The sequence below is a fragment of the Stenotrophomonas terrae genome, assembly GCF_001431465.1.
GTDB classification, from domain to species: Bacteria; Pseudomonadota; Gammaproteobacteria; order Xanthomonadales; family Xanthomonadaceae; genus Stenotrophomonas; species Stenotrophomonas terrae.
The window spans coordinates 1-15224 of the sequence record NZ_LDJJ01000015.1; the positions used below are offsets into that span (position 1 = coordinate 1).

General features: G+C 63.0%; 10 protein-coding genes. 3 read left to right on the forward strand and 7 right to left on the reverse strand.

Features of this window, described 5'->3' with window-relative positions; genetic code table 11:
• Nucleotides 1-74: 74 nt before the first annotated feature.
• The 4 genes from ABB27_RS05360 to ABB27_RS05375 all read right to left on the reverse strand — a co-directional run bounded on the left by ABB27_RS05360 (nt 75) and on the right by ABB27_RS05375 (nt 6356).
• Nucleotides 75-1328: a DUF819 family protein gene (locus ABB27_RS05360; RefSeq protein ID WP_057627206.1), complete on the reverse strand. Its 1254-nt coding sequence runs from the start codon at nt 1326-1328 to the stop codon at nt 75-77.
• Between the two features lie 195 nt (nt 1329-1523).
• Complete coding sequence (locus ABB27_RS05365; protein ID WP_057627207.1) at nt 1524-1754, reverse strand: SHOCT domain-containing protein; 231 nt, start codon at nt 1752-1754, stop codon at nt 1524-1526.
• Between the two features lie 99 nt (nt 1755-1853).
• A complete protein-coding gene (locus tag ABB27_RS05370) occupies nt 1854-3914 on the reverse strand; it encodes a S9 family peptidase (protein WP_057627208.1) in 2061 nt (686 codons plus the stop codon).
• Between the two features lie 450 nt (nt 3915-4364).
• Nucleotides 4365-6356 carry an OPT family oligopeptide transporter gene (locus ABB27_RS05375; protein ID WP_057627209.1) on the reverse strand — a complete coding sequence of 664 codons (1992 nt, stop codon included), beginning with the start codon at nt 6354-6356 and terminating at the stop codon, nt 4365-4367.
• A 208-nt stretch (nt 6357-6564) separates the two neighbouring features.
• On the opposite strand from ABB27_RS05375, the gene ABB27_RS05380 reads away from it, so the two are divergent.
• Nucleotides 6565-8328 carry a peptide MFS transporter gene (locus ABB27_RS05380; RefSeq protein ID WP_057627210.1) on the forward strand — a complete coding sequence of 588 codons (1764 nt, stop codon included), beginning with the start codon at nt 6565-6567 and terminating at the stop codon, nt 8326-8328.
• Nucleotides 8329-8436: 108 nt separating this feature from the next.
• On the opposite strand, the gene ABB27_RS05385 is transcribed toward ABB27_RS05380, so the two are convergent.
• Complete coding sequence (locus tag ABB27_RS05385; protein ID WP_275452861.1) at nt 8437-9885, reverse strand: carbohydrate porin; 1449 nt, start codon at nt 9883-9885, stop codon at nt 8437-8439.
• A 650-nt stretch (nt 9886-10535) separates the two neighbouring features.
• On the reverse strand, nt 10536-11198 hold the full coding sequence (locus ABB27_RS05390) for a LysE family translocator (protein WP_057627212.1): 663 nt from the start codon (nt 11196-11198) through the stop codon (nt 10536-10538).
• Between the two features lie 302 nt (nt 11199-11500).
• Here ABB27_RS05390 and ABB27_RS05395 point away from each other — a divergent pair, with 302 nt between their 5' ends.
• Complete coding sequence (locus ABB27_RS05395; RefSeq protein WP_057627213.1) at nt 11501-12466, forward strand: LysR family transcriptional regulator; 966 nt, start codon at nt 11501-11503, stop codon at nt 12464-12466.
• A 437-nt stretch (nt 12467-12903) separates the two neighbouring features.
• The gene (locus ABB27_RS05400) at nt 12904-13968 is read left to right on the forward strand and encodes a pirin family protein (protein WP_057627214.1); all 1065 of its coding nucleotides are present in this window, start codon (nt 12904-12906) and stop codon (nt 13966-13968) included.
• Nucleotides 13969-14087: 119 nt separating this feature from the next.
• On the opposite strand, the gene ABB27_RS05405 is transcribed toward ABB27_RS05400, so the two are convergent.
• Nucleotides 14088-15221: an alkene reductase gene (locus tag ABB27_RS05405; protein WP_057627215.1), complete on the reverse strand. Its 1134-nt coding sequence runs from the start codon at nt 15219-15221 to the stop codon at nt 14088-14090.
• Nucleotides 15222-15224 lie beyond the last annotated feature (3 nt).

Genomic DNA, 15224 nt, shown 5'->3' on the forward strand with positions numbered 1-15224 from the left:
CCTTGCGCTGGCGCAAGGGCTGGGGCGCGGAGCGGGGGTTGGGGAGAGGGAGCGCGCGCAGCGCGCGTGGCAACTCACCCTGCCCCAGCCATCGCCCGCAACGTAATCCCCACCACATAGGCCGCACCGGTACCCACCGCATAACCCAGGGTACCCAGCAGCACACCTACCGGCGCCAAGGCCGGATGGAAGGCGGTGGCCAATACCGGCGCCGAGGCCGGGCCACCGATATTGCTCTGCGAGGCAATGGCGAAATAGAAGAACGGAACCCGCAGCAGGCGCCCAGCCAGCCACAGCAGCACGATGTGCACGCCGATCCAGATCACCCCCAGCGCGAACAGCCAGGGCTTTTCAAGCAGCGCCAGCAGGTCCATCTGCATGCCGATGCAGGCGATCAGGAAGTACAGGAACATCGAACCCCACTTCGATGCACCCACACCTTCCAGCTCACGCGCGCGGGTGAAACTCAGGCCCAGGCCGATGAAGGTCGCCAGCAACACCACCCAGACAAAGGGCTTGTCCATGCTGACCGCGCTGGACCAGCTGACATTGGCCGCAAACCAGTCCGCCAACGGCGCGGCCAGGCCGTGCGACAAGGCCACCGCACCAAACGCCACACCGGCCATCACCATCATGTCGCCCAGCGCGGGGATGCGCGCGTGCTGGGCCTGGTAGCTGGCCACGCGGTCACGCAGGTCATCCAGCGCGCGCGTGTCAGCGCCGCTGCGCTTGTCCATGGCTGGCGCACGTGAGGCGAAGAAAATCAGCACCGCCATCCATACGTAACCCACGCCGACGTCCACCACCGCAAACTGGCCGAAAGTGGTGGCATCGACTTCGAAGATCTCCTTCATCGCCAGCATGTTGGCACCGCCGCCGATCCAGCTGCCGGCCAGTGCCGCCATCCCGCCCCAGGTCGCACCTGCAACGGTTTCCGGATGCAGCCAGGCCATCAACTGGAACGCGACCACCGCGCCGAGCATGATGCTCAACACCGCCGCCACGTACATGGCCAGCATCTTCCAGCCCAGGCCAAGAATGCCTTTCAGGTCGATCGACAAGGTCAGCAGCACCAGAGCGGCCGGCAGGAATACATCGCGCGCGATCGGGTTGTAGAGCTTGGTGGTTTCACCGTCGATCAGACCGAAGGTGTTGTACACACCGGGAATGAAGTAACACAGCAGCAACGCCGGCACGAAGCTGTAGAACTTCTTCAGCAGCCGGTTGCTGCTGCCCGATGTCCAGAAGATAACGCCGAGCGTGGCGGCGATCAGGCCGAACACGATGATGTCATTGCTGATGAGTGCGCCTGTTGCGGCTGCCGTCATCGTCTATCCCCTTGTTGTGCGTATGCGGGCAAGCCCCTTGCCCAAGGATGAAACCTGCAGCCGCACCGCACCGAAAGGGAGACAGCAATTGCGCAGGACTGGATACGATGGCGCGTCCCTCGCCTTTCCCCGGCCATCCAGACCTGGTTTGACACCACTTCCAACGCCGCCGGAGCACCGCTCCGCCGGCGCGATTCAAAGCCGGGTCACCACCGCCGCACGTTGCTGCGCGTATTCCTCATCGGTGATCAGGCCCTGGGCCTTGAGTTGTTCCAGCTGCTGCAGGCGTTGTTGCGCCGTGGCCACCGGGTTGCGGGGAGCGCGCGAGGCACGCACGAGCAGCCAGACAATCAAGCCGACCACGCTGGCCGCAAGTGCGAACACGAACAGCAGAATCAACCAATGCCAGATGCTGAACATTCCCATCGCAGCCTCTCCCTCGCAACTGCCGCGGCGATGGCCCCGCGAACGGCGTCATCGCCTTGAAAAAAAGGGGCATGCCATCGGCACACCCCTTCTATCGCGTTACTGGCCGATGTGCTGCTTCAACCAGCCATTGACCGTGTCATGCCACTGCACGCTGTTGTGCGGCTTGAGCACCCAATGGTTCTCGTCCGGGAAGTACAGGAACTTGGACTCGATACCCTGGCGCTGCAGCGCGGTGAACGTGGCCAGGCCCTGCTCCACCGGGATGCGGTAGTCCAACTGGCCCTGCACCACCAGCATCGGCTTCTTCCAGTTGGCGATGTGGTTGACCGGGTTGAACTTCTCGTAGTTCTGCGGCACGTCGTACGGGGTACCGCCCTGCTCCCACTCGGTGAACCACAGTTCTTCGGTGGCATAACCCATGGCGCGCTGGTCGAACACACCGTCGTGGTTCACCAGGCACTTCCACGGCTCGTTCCAGTTACCGGCGATCCAGTTGACCATGAAGCCGCCATAGCTGGCGCCCAGTGCGCAGGCCTTGTCGCCATTGAGGAAGCTGTACTTCTGCTGCGCCGCGGCCCAGCCCTTCTGCAGGTCTTCCAGCGGGCGGTCGCCCCAATGCTGGCTGATTGCATCGGTGAAGGCCTGGCCGTAACCGGTGGAACCGTGGAAATCGATCATCACCACCGCGTAGCCCTGACCGGCATAGGTCTGCGGGTTCCAGCGGTAGCTCCAGCCATTGCCGAAGCTGCCCTGCGGGCCGCCGTGAATCAGGAATGCCACCGGGTACTTCTTGCCCTCCTGGTAGTTGTGCGGCTTGACCACGTAACCGTGCACGGTCTCGTCGTTCCAGCCCTTGAACGAGAACTGCTCGAAGTCACCGAAGTTCACCCCGTCCAGCATTTCGCCGGCGCTCTGGGTGATGGCGCGCTGCGGTGCGCCGGCAGCGGTGCTGCTGGTGAACACCTGGTCGCCACTCTTCAGCGAGTTGCGGGTGAAGGCCAGCGCATCACCAGCCACATCGAAGGAGGAGATGCTGCCCTCGCCCACCAGCTTGGTCGGCGTGCCATCGGCGATGGCCACCGCGAACAGCGGGTGCTCGCCCATGTCCTGGGCGGTGGTGTAGATGGTCTGGCCATCGGCCGACAAGGTGATGCCATCAGCCGAACGATCCCACTGCGCGGCGATCTCATTGACCTTGCCGCTGGCCACGTCCATCGCCATCAGGCCGAAGCGGTCAGCCTCGAAGCCCGGGCGCTTCATCGCGCGGTAGAACAGGGTCTTGCCGTCGGCGCTGAACACCGGGCCAGCGTCCCAAGCGGGGTTGGCCGCAGTCAGGTTGACCGGTGCCTGCTTGCCGGCAGCATCGAGCTTGTACAGGTCGAAGTTGGTCGACCACGGCTCCTTGCTGCCCTGCACGCGGATGCTGGCCACGACGGTCTTGCCATCCGGTGCCCAGGCGAAATCTTCGTTGCCGCCAAACGGCTTGGACGGCGCGTCGCCAGCCAGCGTGGCACTGATCGCCGATGCACCCTTCACCGCAGCCGCGCCAGAGGCCGGCAGCGGTGCAACAAACAGGGTATTGCGGCGGCCGTCGGCCCAGGTATCCCAATGGCGGACAAACATGCTGTCGTAGACCTGGCCGCTGCTCTTGTCGGCCTTGTCCTTCTCCAGACGCTTGCTGGTGCAGGCCAGGTCCGAGCCACAGTCCTGGAACACGCCGGCGCTGAACAGCACGCGGTCGCCCTGCGGCGAGATGCGGTAGCTGTCCACATCCAGCGCGAAATCGGTGAGCTGGCGCGGCTCGCCACCCGCCAGCGGCATCACGTACAGCTGCTGGCTGCCGTTCTTGGCGCTGAGGAAATAGACGTTCTGGCCTTCGATGGCGGCCGAATTGACGTTCCAGCCAGCCGGGGTCAGCTGCTTCGGCGGGGCCATGTCGCGGGTACGCAGGTCGCGGATCCACAGGCTGCTGCTGGCCTTGAGGTCGGCATCGACGATGCGCTTGGCGAACACCACCTGCGCGCCATTGGCACTGAGCAGCGGTGCGGACGCACGGTCCAGCTTGACCATGTCGCGGACTTCAAAACCGCGCGCACTGGCCAGCGACGGCAAGGCGGCCAACAGGCATAGCGGCAACAGGGCGTGACGAAGCTTCATGGGCAACTCCCAGGCAAAGGCAAACCCCGATGGTAGGCGGCCAGGCCATCCGGCTGCAAAGGCTTGAAGTCATGGCTGGGCAACCGCCGGAAACAGCAAAGCCGCCCAAGGGCGGCTTTGTGGGTGTTGCTTTGCTTCACTTCTGCCTAAGCCCCTCTCCCGTTTACGGGAGAGGGGTTGGGGTGAGGGCGCCTTGGCTTGAGCGCCTTGGCTTGAGCGCCTTGGCTTGAGCGCTTTGGCTTGAGCGCTTTGGCTTGAGCGCTTTGGCTTGAGCCCCCTCCCTTTGGCCGCAGGCCAAGGGGAGGGTTGGGGAGGGGTGCTTTGGCTTTGGCTTTGGCTTTGGCTTTGGCTTTGGCTTTGGCTTTGGCTCCAGGCCCCAGCCAGATCAAAACCAAAAGCTCCCCTCTTCCGCCCTTCGGGCACCTTCTCCCACAAGGGGAGAAGGGAAAATCAGCTCTTCGCCGCCGGCTCGCCCTTCTTGCCTATGCGGTACATCAGCAGGCCAACCAGGAACAGCACGAACAGGCCTACCCAGGCCGACAGGCTTGCCCAGGTGTCGGCAAAACCACCCATCGGCAGGGCCAGCACGTCACCCTTGCCGCTGACCACGATCGGCACCGCAATGGCGATACCCATCAGCGCTTCACCGGTAATCAGGCCAGCTGCAAACAGCACGCCCGGGCGGTGCACGCGGTCACGGCCTTCTTCGTCGTCGGCACGCAGCTTGTGGAAACGCTCGACCAGGTGGGCCAGCAAGCCGCCCAGGAAGATCGGCACCATCAGCTCCAGCGGCAGGTAGATACCGATGGCGGCAGCCAGCACCGGCACGCGGAAGCGCTTGCCGGTCTTCTTCAGCCACTCGTCAATGGCGATGATCACCGCGCCGACGCCGGCACCCAGGGCAATCATGGTCCACGGCAGCTGGCCGCCGAACAGGCCACGCGCCACCGACGCCATCAGGTTGGCCTGCGGTGCAGCCAGCGAATTGGGGTGTTCCGCCGTAGGCGCACCGATGCCGTAGGCATGGGCCAGCAGATTCAGCACCGGCGCCATGATCAGGGCGCAGGAGAATGCACCAATGCCCAGCATCAGCTGCTGCTTCCACGGGGTTGCGCCAACCAGATAACCGGCCTTGAGGTCCTGCAGGTTGTCACCGCCGACAGCGGCGGCACAGCAGACCACCGCACCGATCATGATCGCGGCCACCGCACCCAGCGGGGCACCGCCCACGCCAACCGGAATCAGGCCGTCCTTGCCCAGCAGCAGCACCAGCACCACCGAGGCGAACAGGATGGTGGAAATGGTGATGCCCGAGACCGGGTTGTTGGACGAACCGATCAAACCGGCCAGGTAGGCCGATACCGACACGAACAGGAAGCCGGCGACGATCATGATGATGGTCATCGGGATCGACACGTGCCACTGGCCGACGATGGCCTGGTACAGGCCCAGCAACGGCAGGGTGAAGGCGATCAGGGCGATCAGCATCCACTTCATCGGCAGGTCGCGCTCGGTCTCGGCCAGGGCCGGGCCGCTGCTCTTGCGAGCGGCTGCAAAACCGCTCTTGACGCCGTTGAACAGCGACTTGCGCAGCGAGAACAGGGTCCAGACGCCGCCAATCAGCATCGCGCCAACACCGAGGTAGCGGATCTGCGAGCCCCAGATGGCGAACGCCGATTCGGCCGATCCGGCATTGGCCAGGGAAGCCGCCAGCTCCGGGTTGCCGCCCAGGAAGAAGGCCTGGTACAGCGGGATGGCGATGTGCCAGGACAGGATCGAGCCGGACACCACAACGATGCCAACGTTCAGGCCGACGATGTAGCCCACGCCCAGCAGTGCCGGCGACAGGTTGGTGCCGATGAAGGCGGTGATCTTGGAGCTGCCGATATAGGCCGACTGCGCCCAGGCATCCGGGAAGATGCGCAGGCCAGAGGCCGCAGCCAGCTTGACCAGGCCACCAATGGCCGCCGAAATACCGAGGATCTTCATGCCCGGGCCGGGGTTTTCACCGGCCTTGAGCACTTCGGCCGCGGCCTTGCCTTCCGGGAAGGGCAGCGGATCTTCGACGATCATCGAGCGCCGCAGCGGCACCGAGAACAGCACGCCCAGCAGGCCGCCCAGGCCGGCGATACCCAGCACCCACCAGTACTTGAAGTCCGGCCAGTAGCCCATGATCACCAGCGCCGGGATCGTGAAGATCACGCCGGCGGCAATCGACGAACCGGCCGAAGCACCGGTCTGGACGATGTTGTTTTCAAGAATGGTGCCGCCACCGAGCAGGCGCAGCACGCCCATCGAGACGACGGCCGCCGGGATGGCGGTTGCGATGGTCAGGCCTGCGAACAGGCCCAGGTAAGCATTGGCGGCAGACAGCACCACAGCCAGCACGATGGCAAGAACCACCGCGCGGAATGTGAGCTGCGCAGGCGCAGCGTTGTTCATGGAAAGCCCTTGAATGGCAAAAAAACCTTCGCCACGCTAACGCCCGCTTAACAGCAAGTCCAGCCGCGCCGCGGCACCACCCCGCATGCGGCACAGCCAGCACTCCAATTCGGCACGGCCAATCAAGGGTTTATGCCGATGCTGCAGCGCGGGCCACACCAAAGCAGGCAGCCACCTATACTCGCCGGCTTCGATCCAGACGCTCCCCATGTCCACATCTACCCTATCGGCCACCGGCACCGACGACTTCCTCGGCCACCCCAAGGGCGTCTACGTCTGCTTCTTCACCGAGATGTGGGAGCGCTTCTCCTTCTATGGCATGAAGGCCCTGCTGCTGCTCTACCTCACCAAGTACCACCTGTTCGGCGACAAGGCCGGGCTGGACCTGCTTGGCGCCTATGGCGGGCTGGTCTATTGCATACCGGTGTTTGGCGGGCTGCTGGCCGACCGTTGGCTGGGCATGCGCAAGGCGGTGGTGTTCGGCGGCATCCTGCTGGTGCTCGGCCACGCCGGCATGGCGTTTGAAGGCCATGCCGCGCAGCGGGTAGCCGGCGAAGTCGTCCGCGACGAGGCCGCGCTATCTATCACCTACCTTTCGCTGGCGCTGATCATCATGGGCGTGGGCTTTCTCAAGCCCAATATCTCCACCATCGTCGGCAAGCTGTACCCGGAAAACGACCCGCGCCGCGACTCCGGTTTCTCCCTGTTCTATGCCGGCATCAACCTCGGCGCCCTGTTCGCCTCGCTGGTCTGCGGCTTCCTCGGTGAAGCCTATGGCTGGAAATATGGCTTCGGCGCGGCCGGCATCGGCATGCTGGTCGGCTTGGCGATGTTCCTGTGGGGCCAGAAGTACCTGCAAGGCCACGCCGAGCCGGCGCAACCTGCCAGCCTGCGTGAGCGCGTGCTTGGCCTGCCGCGCGAATGGTTGATCTATGCAGTCGCCATTGTCGGCGTGGTTCCGGTGGCCGCACTGATGTGGGCCGCCGCCAATGGCGCCTTTGCCCTGGGCGGTGAGATCAGCCTGGCACTGATGCTGATGATCGTCGTGCTCGGTGGTGTGCTGCTGTGGTTTGCCTGGTTCACCGGCAGCCAATGCACGCCCATCCAGCGCCAGCAGATGATCGCGCTGATGGTGCTGATCTTCATGGCCTTGGTCTTCTTCACCTTGTACGAGCAGACCTACGGCTCCTGGGTCACCTTCACCGACCGCCTGTTGACCAAGGATCTGGTGCCGGCATTGGTCATCCGCGAAGGCACGCCGTTGCCGTGGTCCATCGTCTCGCTGCTGCTGGCGCCGTTGGGCTTCGTGGTGGCAGCACGCCTGTCCGACCGCGACCCTGCCTCAAAGGCCCCGCGCCTGCTGTTTGCGCTGATCGTGGTCTCCATGCTGGTGATGCTGGTCCGCGACTGCCTGGTATTGCCGCAGACCGCCGGTTCGCTGACCTATCTGGGCGCGCTGTTCCTGGTACTGCTCGCGCCACTGTTTGCCGCGCTGTGGGCCTGGCTGGACAAGCGCCGGCTCGACCCGTCCAAGCCATTGAAGTCTTCGTTCGGCCTGGTATTCGGCGCCCTCTCCTTCGTGCCCTTGGCACTGGCCGCGCAACAGGTAGGCGCAACCGGGCAGATGGCCAGCGTCTGGTGGCTGGTATTGGCTTACCTGATCCTGGAGATCGGCGAGATGTGCCTGTCACCGGTTGGCCTGTCGGCGGTCACCCAGCTGGCTGCACCGCGCGTGGTCAGCCTGATGATGGGCACCTGGTTCCTGGCCACCGCATTTTCCGAAACCCTGGCGGCATTGTTCGGCAAGCTGGCCGCCATCGACGTGCCCGAAGGCGAAGTGATGAACATCGCCGAAGCCGCTGGCCGCTACGAACACCTGTTCTGGCTGCTGATGTGGATCGGCCTGGGCTGCGCGGTGGTGGCGTTGATCGTCTCGCCGCTGCTGAAGCGGATGATGCACGGCGTGCGTTGAGGCCTGTGGGAACGGCGTAAGCCGCGAAGCGGGTATGCGCTAGGCGCGCTATATGCGTTGTGCTGATCGTTTACGAGCTTCGCGGCTTGGACCGTTCCTACCGCCTGATTACAGCACCACCTGCAGTTTGATGCCCAGCACCAGTGCCGAGTCCACCTCGCCCACGCCACCGGGATCCTTCACATACTGCAGGTTGGGCCGCACCGTCAGCCAATCTTTGACGTGCACGCCGTAATACACCTCAGCGTTGTATTCGGTGCGCTGCACCGGTTGGTAAAGCGGATCGGAAAATGTATCGACCTGGTTGACCGTATTCAACAACCGCTGCTGCCGCGCCAGACGATCATTGACATGGATGCGGCCAACGCCGAAACCGATATCGTCACGCGGCCGTGCATTGAACGGCCCGCGGTACACCACGCCCAATTGCTGGAACCCATCCACCGTGTTGGTGGCTTTGTCATGGATGGTGAGGTTGCCAAACACGCTCAAGCCGCGCGAGGCATCGCCATCTACACGCGTGAGCTGCTGCTGTGCCGTGAACCAGGCACCATGCTTGCCAGACCGTTGCCTGAAGGCATTGCCGGTGATTGCCTGCGGCAATCCATCCACATCCAGGTAGACATCCGTCGCCCGCGCCGTGCTACGAAAGTAGCCAAGCCGATATTCGCCCGGTAAACCACCCACCAACTTCGGCGGACTCCAGACAAGTTCCACAGGCATAAGCGTGCCAGCACGGCCGCGGGTACTGAAGGTGAATCCCCGCCGCGGATCCAGCAGCAATGGATTCTGCTCATACGCCCCCACCTGCAACGCCAGATCGCGTGCAAGCGTGACCTTCGCTCGTATGGCCCACTGGCTCACCGGCCAGTTGTACCAGACCGAGCCGGCCCAGTTGCCCATCTGTGAGCCACACAGCACCAGGTTCTGGAAGTCGCATGGAAAGCTGTTGAAATCCTCACCTTCACCAAACCGCCCCAGTTTCAGGTCAAGCCGATCGCCGAAGTACTTCTGCTTGAACCACAACTGGGTCAGCCGCCAGCGCTGGCCACGCCCCCACACTTCCTGCACCGAACTGAGTTGACCCGCTCGCGGATCGGCGATGCCTACATTCGACAGATTACGACCGCCGCGTTCGGTGATCGAGACCTGGAACTCGGCCGCATGCCAGCCAAAAACCTTCTCCAGGTCCATGTGCATGCCCGCTGCAAACTGGTGGCTGTAGCGGCCGATGTGATCGTCGCGATATCCACCATCGAGCAAACCGGCAACTTCACCAACGTAGCCGATGTTGAAATCGTAACCGCGTTCCTGCAATCGCGTCCGCGCGCCGCCCCAATTGCCCAGCATCCATGCCGAGGGCCCGTCCTGTTGCTCGGCGGCCATTGCGCTACCCGTACCCAAACACCCAAAGACACTCAATACTGCCGCCGGCAGTACAGCTGACACCAAGACTCTCTTACTCATCGCACAACTCCTCAAGCGCAGACCGAAAGCAGGCAGCGGCCGCGCGACGCAGCTAATCAAAAATGCTGTCACCGCGACGTGTCCAATCATTCAGCTGACCCAAGACTCTGAAATCAGAGACACAGCTGCAACGCCAAGCTCAATTGCATCGGCCACAGACTTAAGCGGATGGCGATTAATTCGCCATAAACAGGATTACTTGGCGAAGGGGTATCCGCCGCGCGAACACACCACGAGGCAGGCATGCCGGGATCGGAAGGCAGTCATTAAGGTAGCGCATGCGACAGCGATTGCTCACGCCCGGAGGCGACGCGGTACCTTGAAAATAGCGATATCCAGAGATTCTGACAAAATTTCGCAACTGTAGATGCGTGCACTTCGGGCTGGACTCAGCACTGCGCCGCGCGCGGATTCGCGCGAACTGGATTTGTTCCTTGACGCAAGACAAAGCCGCTACCTCAGCCTGTGCGATGCCGATCCCAACAGGAAAAATTCGATGCTCACCAACGAAGAAACGCCAATTGCGCAAAATAGTCCAGAGCGCGCAAGAGCTTTTTCAAGTGCTTATCAAATGCGAATGTTGACTGTACCGGCGAAACAGCTGCCCATGCACTGCTGCCACACCACTTCACTCGAGGGCACCGCTGCAGCGTGCTGCTGTTTTGGCAAACAGGCTGCCGCCATGTTTGCATTGCTTGAGTTGATGAGCGCATTGGCGGCGTTCCTGCGCAACAACCGCCTCATCCAGCAACCGGAAACAGCCAGGTTCTACCCACATCCCACAGCAGCCGCAGCGCGAAGCCCAGGAATACCAGCGCCATGAACGCCTCCAGCCGCCCGCCCATGCGCAGGAACTTCTGCCGCACACCGGGCTGGGCGAAGACCAGGCTGACCAGCACGAACCAGGCAGCATTGACGAAGCACATCCACGCGCCGTAAAGCGCTTGTACTTTCAGCGGTGTGCTCGCACTGACCACCGTGGTGAAGATCGCCAGGAAGAACAGCGTTGCCTTCGGATTGGTGGCATTGGTCATGAAGCCCAACGCAAACGACCGCCAGGCACTGCCATCGGTCACCGCGCCCGGCTCTATCTCCGTAACCGGCGTCTCCCGCTTGGCACTGCGCAGGAAAGAAAACACCAGGTAGAGCAGATACGCCGCTCCCGCAATCTTGGCCACTGCCATCAATGACGGGTGTGCATGCAACAAGGCGCCAACGCCCAGCAAGGTGTACAGCACATGGACCGAGATGCCGGCGCCAATACCGATGGCTACCCAGATGCCGGCCAGCCGCCCCTTGCGCACGCTTTGCTGCACGGTGACGGCGAAGTCCGGCCCCGGCGCGATGACCGCCAGCAAGTGGATCAGCGCCAGGGAAATGAATTCGGGGTAGTAGGCAGTCACGACGGGTTTCCAGGATGCATTGGCTGTTGTAGCGGGAGGGGCATGTGAACGGGTTGCTCGGCTCGGCGCTGATGCCGGTTGTGCGCGCTTCACCACAGTGAAATGTGCCGCCGGTCGCATGTCTGCCGCTGAGCAACTGACCCTATTCGGGCCGGATACGACGCAGGAGGGTGGACATTGCGAACTGCGCTGACCGCCGGAAACCGACGGAGCGCCACAACCTGAGCGCTTCGCACTGGAAAAAGTCTATTCCGCAGATCAGACTTGCGTAATCACCTGCAGAACCAAATCATTTTTGCGCCATGAGCACAAATAAAGCCGTCGCCCTGATGGCCGACATGGTCACCTTCGTAAAGGTGGTGGAAACCGGCAGCTTCTCCGAAGCCGCGCGCCAGCTCGGTGCCACGCCTTCGGCCACCAGCCGCTCGGTCGCGCGCCTGGAAAAGGCGCTGGGCATCCGCCTGCTGCAGCGCTCCACACGCAAGCTGCGCCTGAGTGATCTTGGCCAGGAGGTCTTCCAGCGCTGCAGCGACGTCTCCAGCGCTGCCCAATCGGTGATGTCGATCTCGCACCAGCTCAGTCCCGAGCCGCAGGGGCTGGTGCGCGTGAGCGTACCCAAAGCCGTGGGACGGGCCTTGATCCATCCGCATGTGGCCGATTTCCTGGCGCGCTATCCCAAGGTTGATCTATTGCTGCGCTTCGAAGACCGCCAGCTGGATCTGATCGATGACGAGATCGATCTGGCAATACGCATTTCCGATCATCCAGCGCCGGGCCTGATGGGCCGCCCGTTGATCAGCATCGATCACCTGCTGTGCGCATCGCCGCACTACCTGGCCACACGCGGAACCCCCGCACAGCCGCAGGACCTGCGCGAGCACGACTGCATCTATCTGGGCGAGGAACCCGGCGACGCCCGCTGGAAACTGCAGCGCCAAGGCAAGACAGTAAGCGTCAATGTGCGCGGCCGCTATGCCGTCAACCACACCGGCGCGCGGTTGGACGCCGTGCTCAACCACCTGGGCATAGGCAGCCTGCCCTACTTCACCGCCAAGGAAGCACTGCAGCAGGGGCGCATCGTGCAGGTCCTGCCCGACTGGAATTTCCAAAGCAACTACGGCGGCCAGGCCTGGGTGCTGTATGCGCCGACGCGGCATTTGCCGCCCAAGCTGACAGCCTTCATTGGCTTCATGGCCGAGCGCCTGGCCAAGGAACCGACGCTCAGCGAACGCCTGCGCAGCACACAGGCAGTCGCAGCACAAAGCTGACGACCGCCGGATACTGCGTTCGCGCTCCTCATATTCGGCCGAGCACACAGGGCCTTCTGCGGCGGAATATGACGAATCAAACGCTGGGAACCGCCGTCTCCGGCGGGTACACAGCACCAGCCCAAACAGCGTCAGCTGCCGATACGGCTGAGCGGCACAAACATCCGAACTGTGCCTTCCGATTGCCACAGTCTTGGGAAAGTGTTTACCAGGAATGGGATCGGGAGAGTCATAGACTGTGATTCCGCCCCGACACCGGTGCCGCCATGTCGCAGCCAACTTAGTCCCGCAGATACACGCTTCGATGCAACGCTGTTCCACCCGTTGCAGCCATGCCAACGCCATCGGTTCTTATCGCGCCGTACCGGCCAATTGAAGGCCATCAGGCGGTGAGGGCTGAGCGCAACTTCACTCCCATTGCCACCTGCAGAGCACCCATGGAAACCATACATCCGATCGAAGGCAATCCCATCCTCGAGTCCATTGAACTGAGCTGGCCTTGGGCAACCATAGATCCCTTCCTGCTGTGCGCGCCGCAAATTGACCATTACCCGCCCGGCAACACCGCGCAGAAGCTCGACCCCGAGCACCTGCAAGGCCACCGCGCAGGCAATGATTTCGCCAACGCCGACGGCTACAGCCTTTACTTCGGCAAGGACGGACTGCCCGGCTTTCCAAGCCACCCGCACCTGGGCATGGAGACCGTATCGATCCTGCGCAAAGGCTATGTGGACCACGCCGATTCACTGGGCAACAGCGGCCGCTACGGCCCCGGCGATGTGCAATGGATGACCGCAGGTGGCGGCATCCAGCATGCGGAGATGTTTCCGCTGCTGCATGACGATCGCGTCAACGAATTCGAACTGTTCCAGATCTGGCTGAACATGCCGGGCCGCAGCAAGTACGTCGCACCGGAATACCGGATGATGTGGGCGGAAAAAATTCCCCACCATGTGCATGAAGGCGCGGACGTCACGGTCATCGCCGGTGCCTACCAGCCGATGGAAGCGCCGGGGCTTCCGCCTATTGAACCACTGCCACCCACGCAAAGCACCTGGGCCGCCAATCCGGATTCCGAGCTTGCCATCTGGGTGATCACCCTTCAGCCCGGCGCCCGCCTCACCTTGCCCCCGGCGCTGCTGCAGGCCAATCAACGCACCCTCTACACCCTTGCCGGGCGCGGCATGTTTGTCGCTGAGCAGGATGTAGGCGGCAACCACCGCATCAGGGTGGTCGCGCAGCAAGCACTCTTGCTGGAAAACCGTGGCACCAAGGAAAACACGTTGATACTGATGCAGGGCGTGCCACTGCAGGAGCCTGCGATCCGCTCCACGGTCTATGTGACCAACACGATTGCCGAGCTGCGCCAAGCCAAGCTCGACTTCCAGCAGACCGGGTTCGGCGGCTGGCCCTGGCCGGGCCGCGAGCCCATGCACGGACCGGGCTTCCGTCGCTTTGCCAGATACGCCGAAGATGGCAGCGAGGAAGATCCGGCGGCGTGATTGTTGCGGAGTGAAGCGACGTGGTACTGCAATGAGACTGCATGCGCAGCGGCAAGCAGCTGCGTGTGCGGTGCTCCTCGGTGCACATGACGCTGCGTGTACGAAGCCGCGCTGATTCATCATGTCATCTTCATCGGCATTGGCGCGCTTGCTGCAGCGTAGGCCGGATAGTCGGTGTAGCCGGCGGCTGAGCCGCCGAAGAAGCGGCTGCCATCAGGTACGGCCAGCGGCCAGCCTTGCCGCAGGCGCTCGGGCAAATCGGGGTTGGCAACGAATGGGCGACCGAAGCCGATCAGATTGGCCCAGCCGTTGCGCAGCGCAATCTCAGCGCGTTCCAGCGTGTATTTGCCGGCATAGATCATGGTGCCGCGGTAGATCAGGCGCAGCGCTTCCTTGAAGGCGGCTGGCATGTCGGGCGCGTCTTCCCAATCGGCTTCTGCAATATGGATATAGGCGATGCCCAGGTCATCGAGCAATTTGGCTGCACCCAGATAGGTCGCCTGTGGCGTGTCATCAACCGCGCCTTGCAGCGTCGTCAGCGGGGCCAGTCGAACGCCGACGCGTTCGGCGCCCACCACATCAATCACGGCCTCGGTGACTTCACGCAGGAAGCCCAACCGGTTGGACAGCGAGCCACCATAGCCATCTGTGCGCGTATTGGCCTGGGAGTCGATGAACTGGTTGATGAGATAGCCGTTCGCGCCATGCAGTTCGACACCATCAAAACCCGCATCCAGCGCGTTGCGCGCGGCGGCTGCGAAATCTCGGACAACCTGCTTGATTTCGGCCCCGGACAAAGCACGCGGTATGGAATGCTGCACCATCTTCCCAGCACCTGCCTGCGGCCCTTTGCCCTCGGGGTCGACGAACACCTTGACGCCTTCGGCCACCAACGGCGATGACGAAACGGGCGCTGCGCCATCCGGCTGCAATGCGACATGCGATACCCGGCCGACATGCCACAACTGGGCAACGATGCGGCCCCCCGCCGTGTGCACGGCATCGGTGACGCGACGCCAGCCAGCCACTTGCTCGGGACTGTGAATACCCGGCGTCCACGCATAGCCCTGGCCCTGCTGACTGATCTGCGTGCCTTCGGTCACGATCAGGCCGGCGCTGGCACGCTGCGCGTAGTACTCGGCCATCAAGGCGTTTGGCACATTGCCGCTGGCGGCGCGCGAGCGGGTCATGGGCGGCATCACGATGCGGTTGGGTAGTTCCAGCTTGCCCAGGCGGTAGGGGGTGAACAGCATGAT

What these genes read in the sequence shown, in the direction of transcription:
- ABB27_RS05360 (WP_057627206.1), bottom strand. Translation starts at nt 1,328, where the DNA reads ATGACGGCAGCCGCAACAGGCGCACTCATCAGCAATGACATCATCGTG.
- ABB27_RS05365 (WP_057627207.1), bottom strand. Translation starts at nt 1,754, where the DNA reads ATGGGAATGTTCAGCATCTGGCATTGGTTGATTCTGCTGTTCGTGTTC.
- ABB27_RS05370 (WP_057627208.1), bottom strand. Translation starts at nt 3,914, where the DNA reads ATGAAGCTTCGTCACGCCCTGTTGCCGCTATGCCTGTTGGCCGCCTTG.
- ABB27_RS05375 (WP_057627209.1), bottom strand. Translation starts at nt 6,356, where the DNA reads ATGAACAACGCTGCGCCTGCGCAGCTCACATTCCGCGCGGTGGTTCTT.
- ABB27_RS05380 (WP_057627210.1), top strand. Translation starts at nt 6,565, where the DNA reads ATGTCCACATCTACCCTATCGGCCACCGGCACCGACGACTTCCTCGGC.
- ABB27_RS05385 (WP_275452861.1), bottom strand. Translation starts at nt 9,885, where the DNA reads ATGATTGGACACGTCGCGGTGACAGCATTTTTGATTAGCTGCGTCGCG.
- ABB27_RS05395 (WP_057627213.1), top strand. Translation starts at nt 11,501, where the DNA reads ATGAGCACAAATAAAGCCGTCGCCCTGATGGCCGACATGGTCACCTTC.
- ABB27_RS05400 (WP_057627214.1), top strand. Translation starts at nt 12,904, where the DNA reads ATGGAAACCATACATCCGATCGAAGGCAATCCCATCCTCGAGTCCATT.
- ABB27_RS05405 (WP_057627215.1), bottom strand. Translation starts at nt 15,221, where the DNA reads ATGCTGTTCACCCCCTACCGCCTGGGCAAGCTGGAACTACCCAACCGC.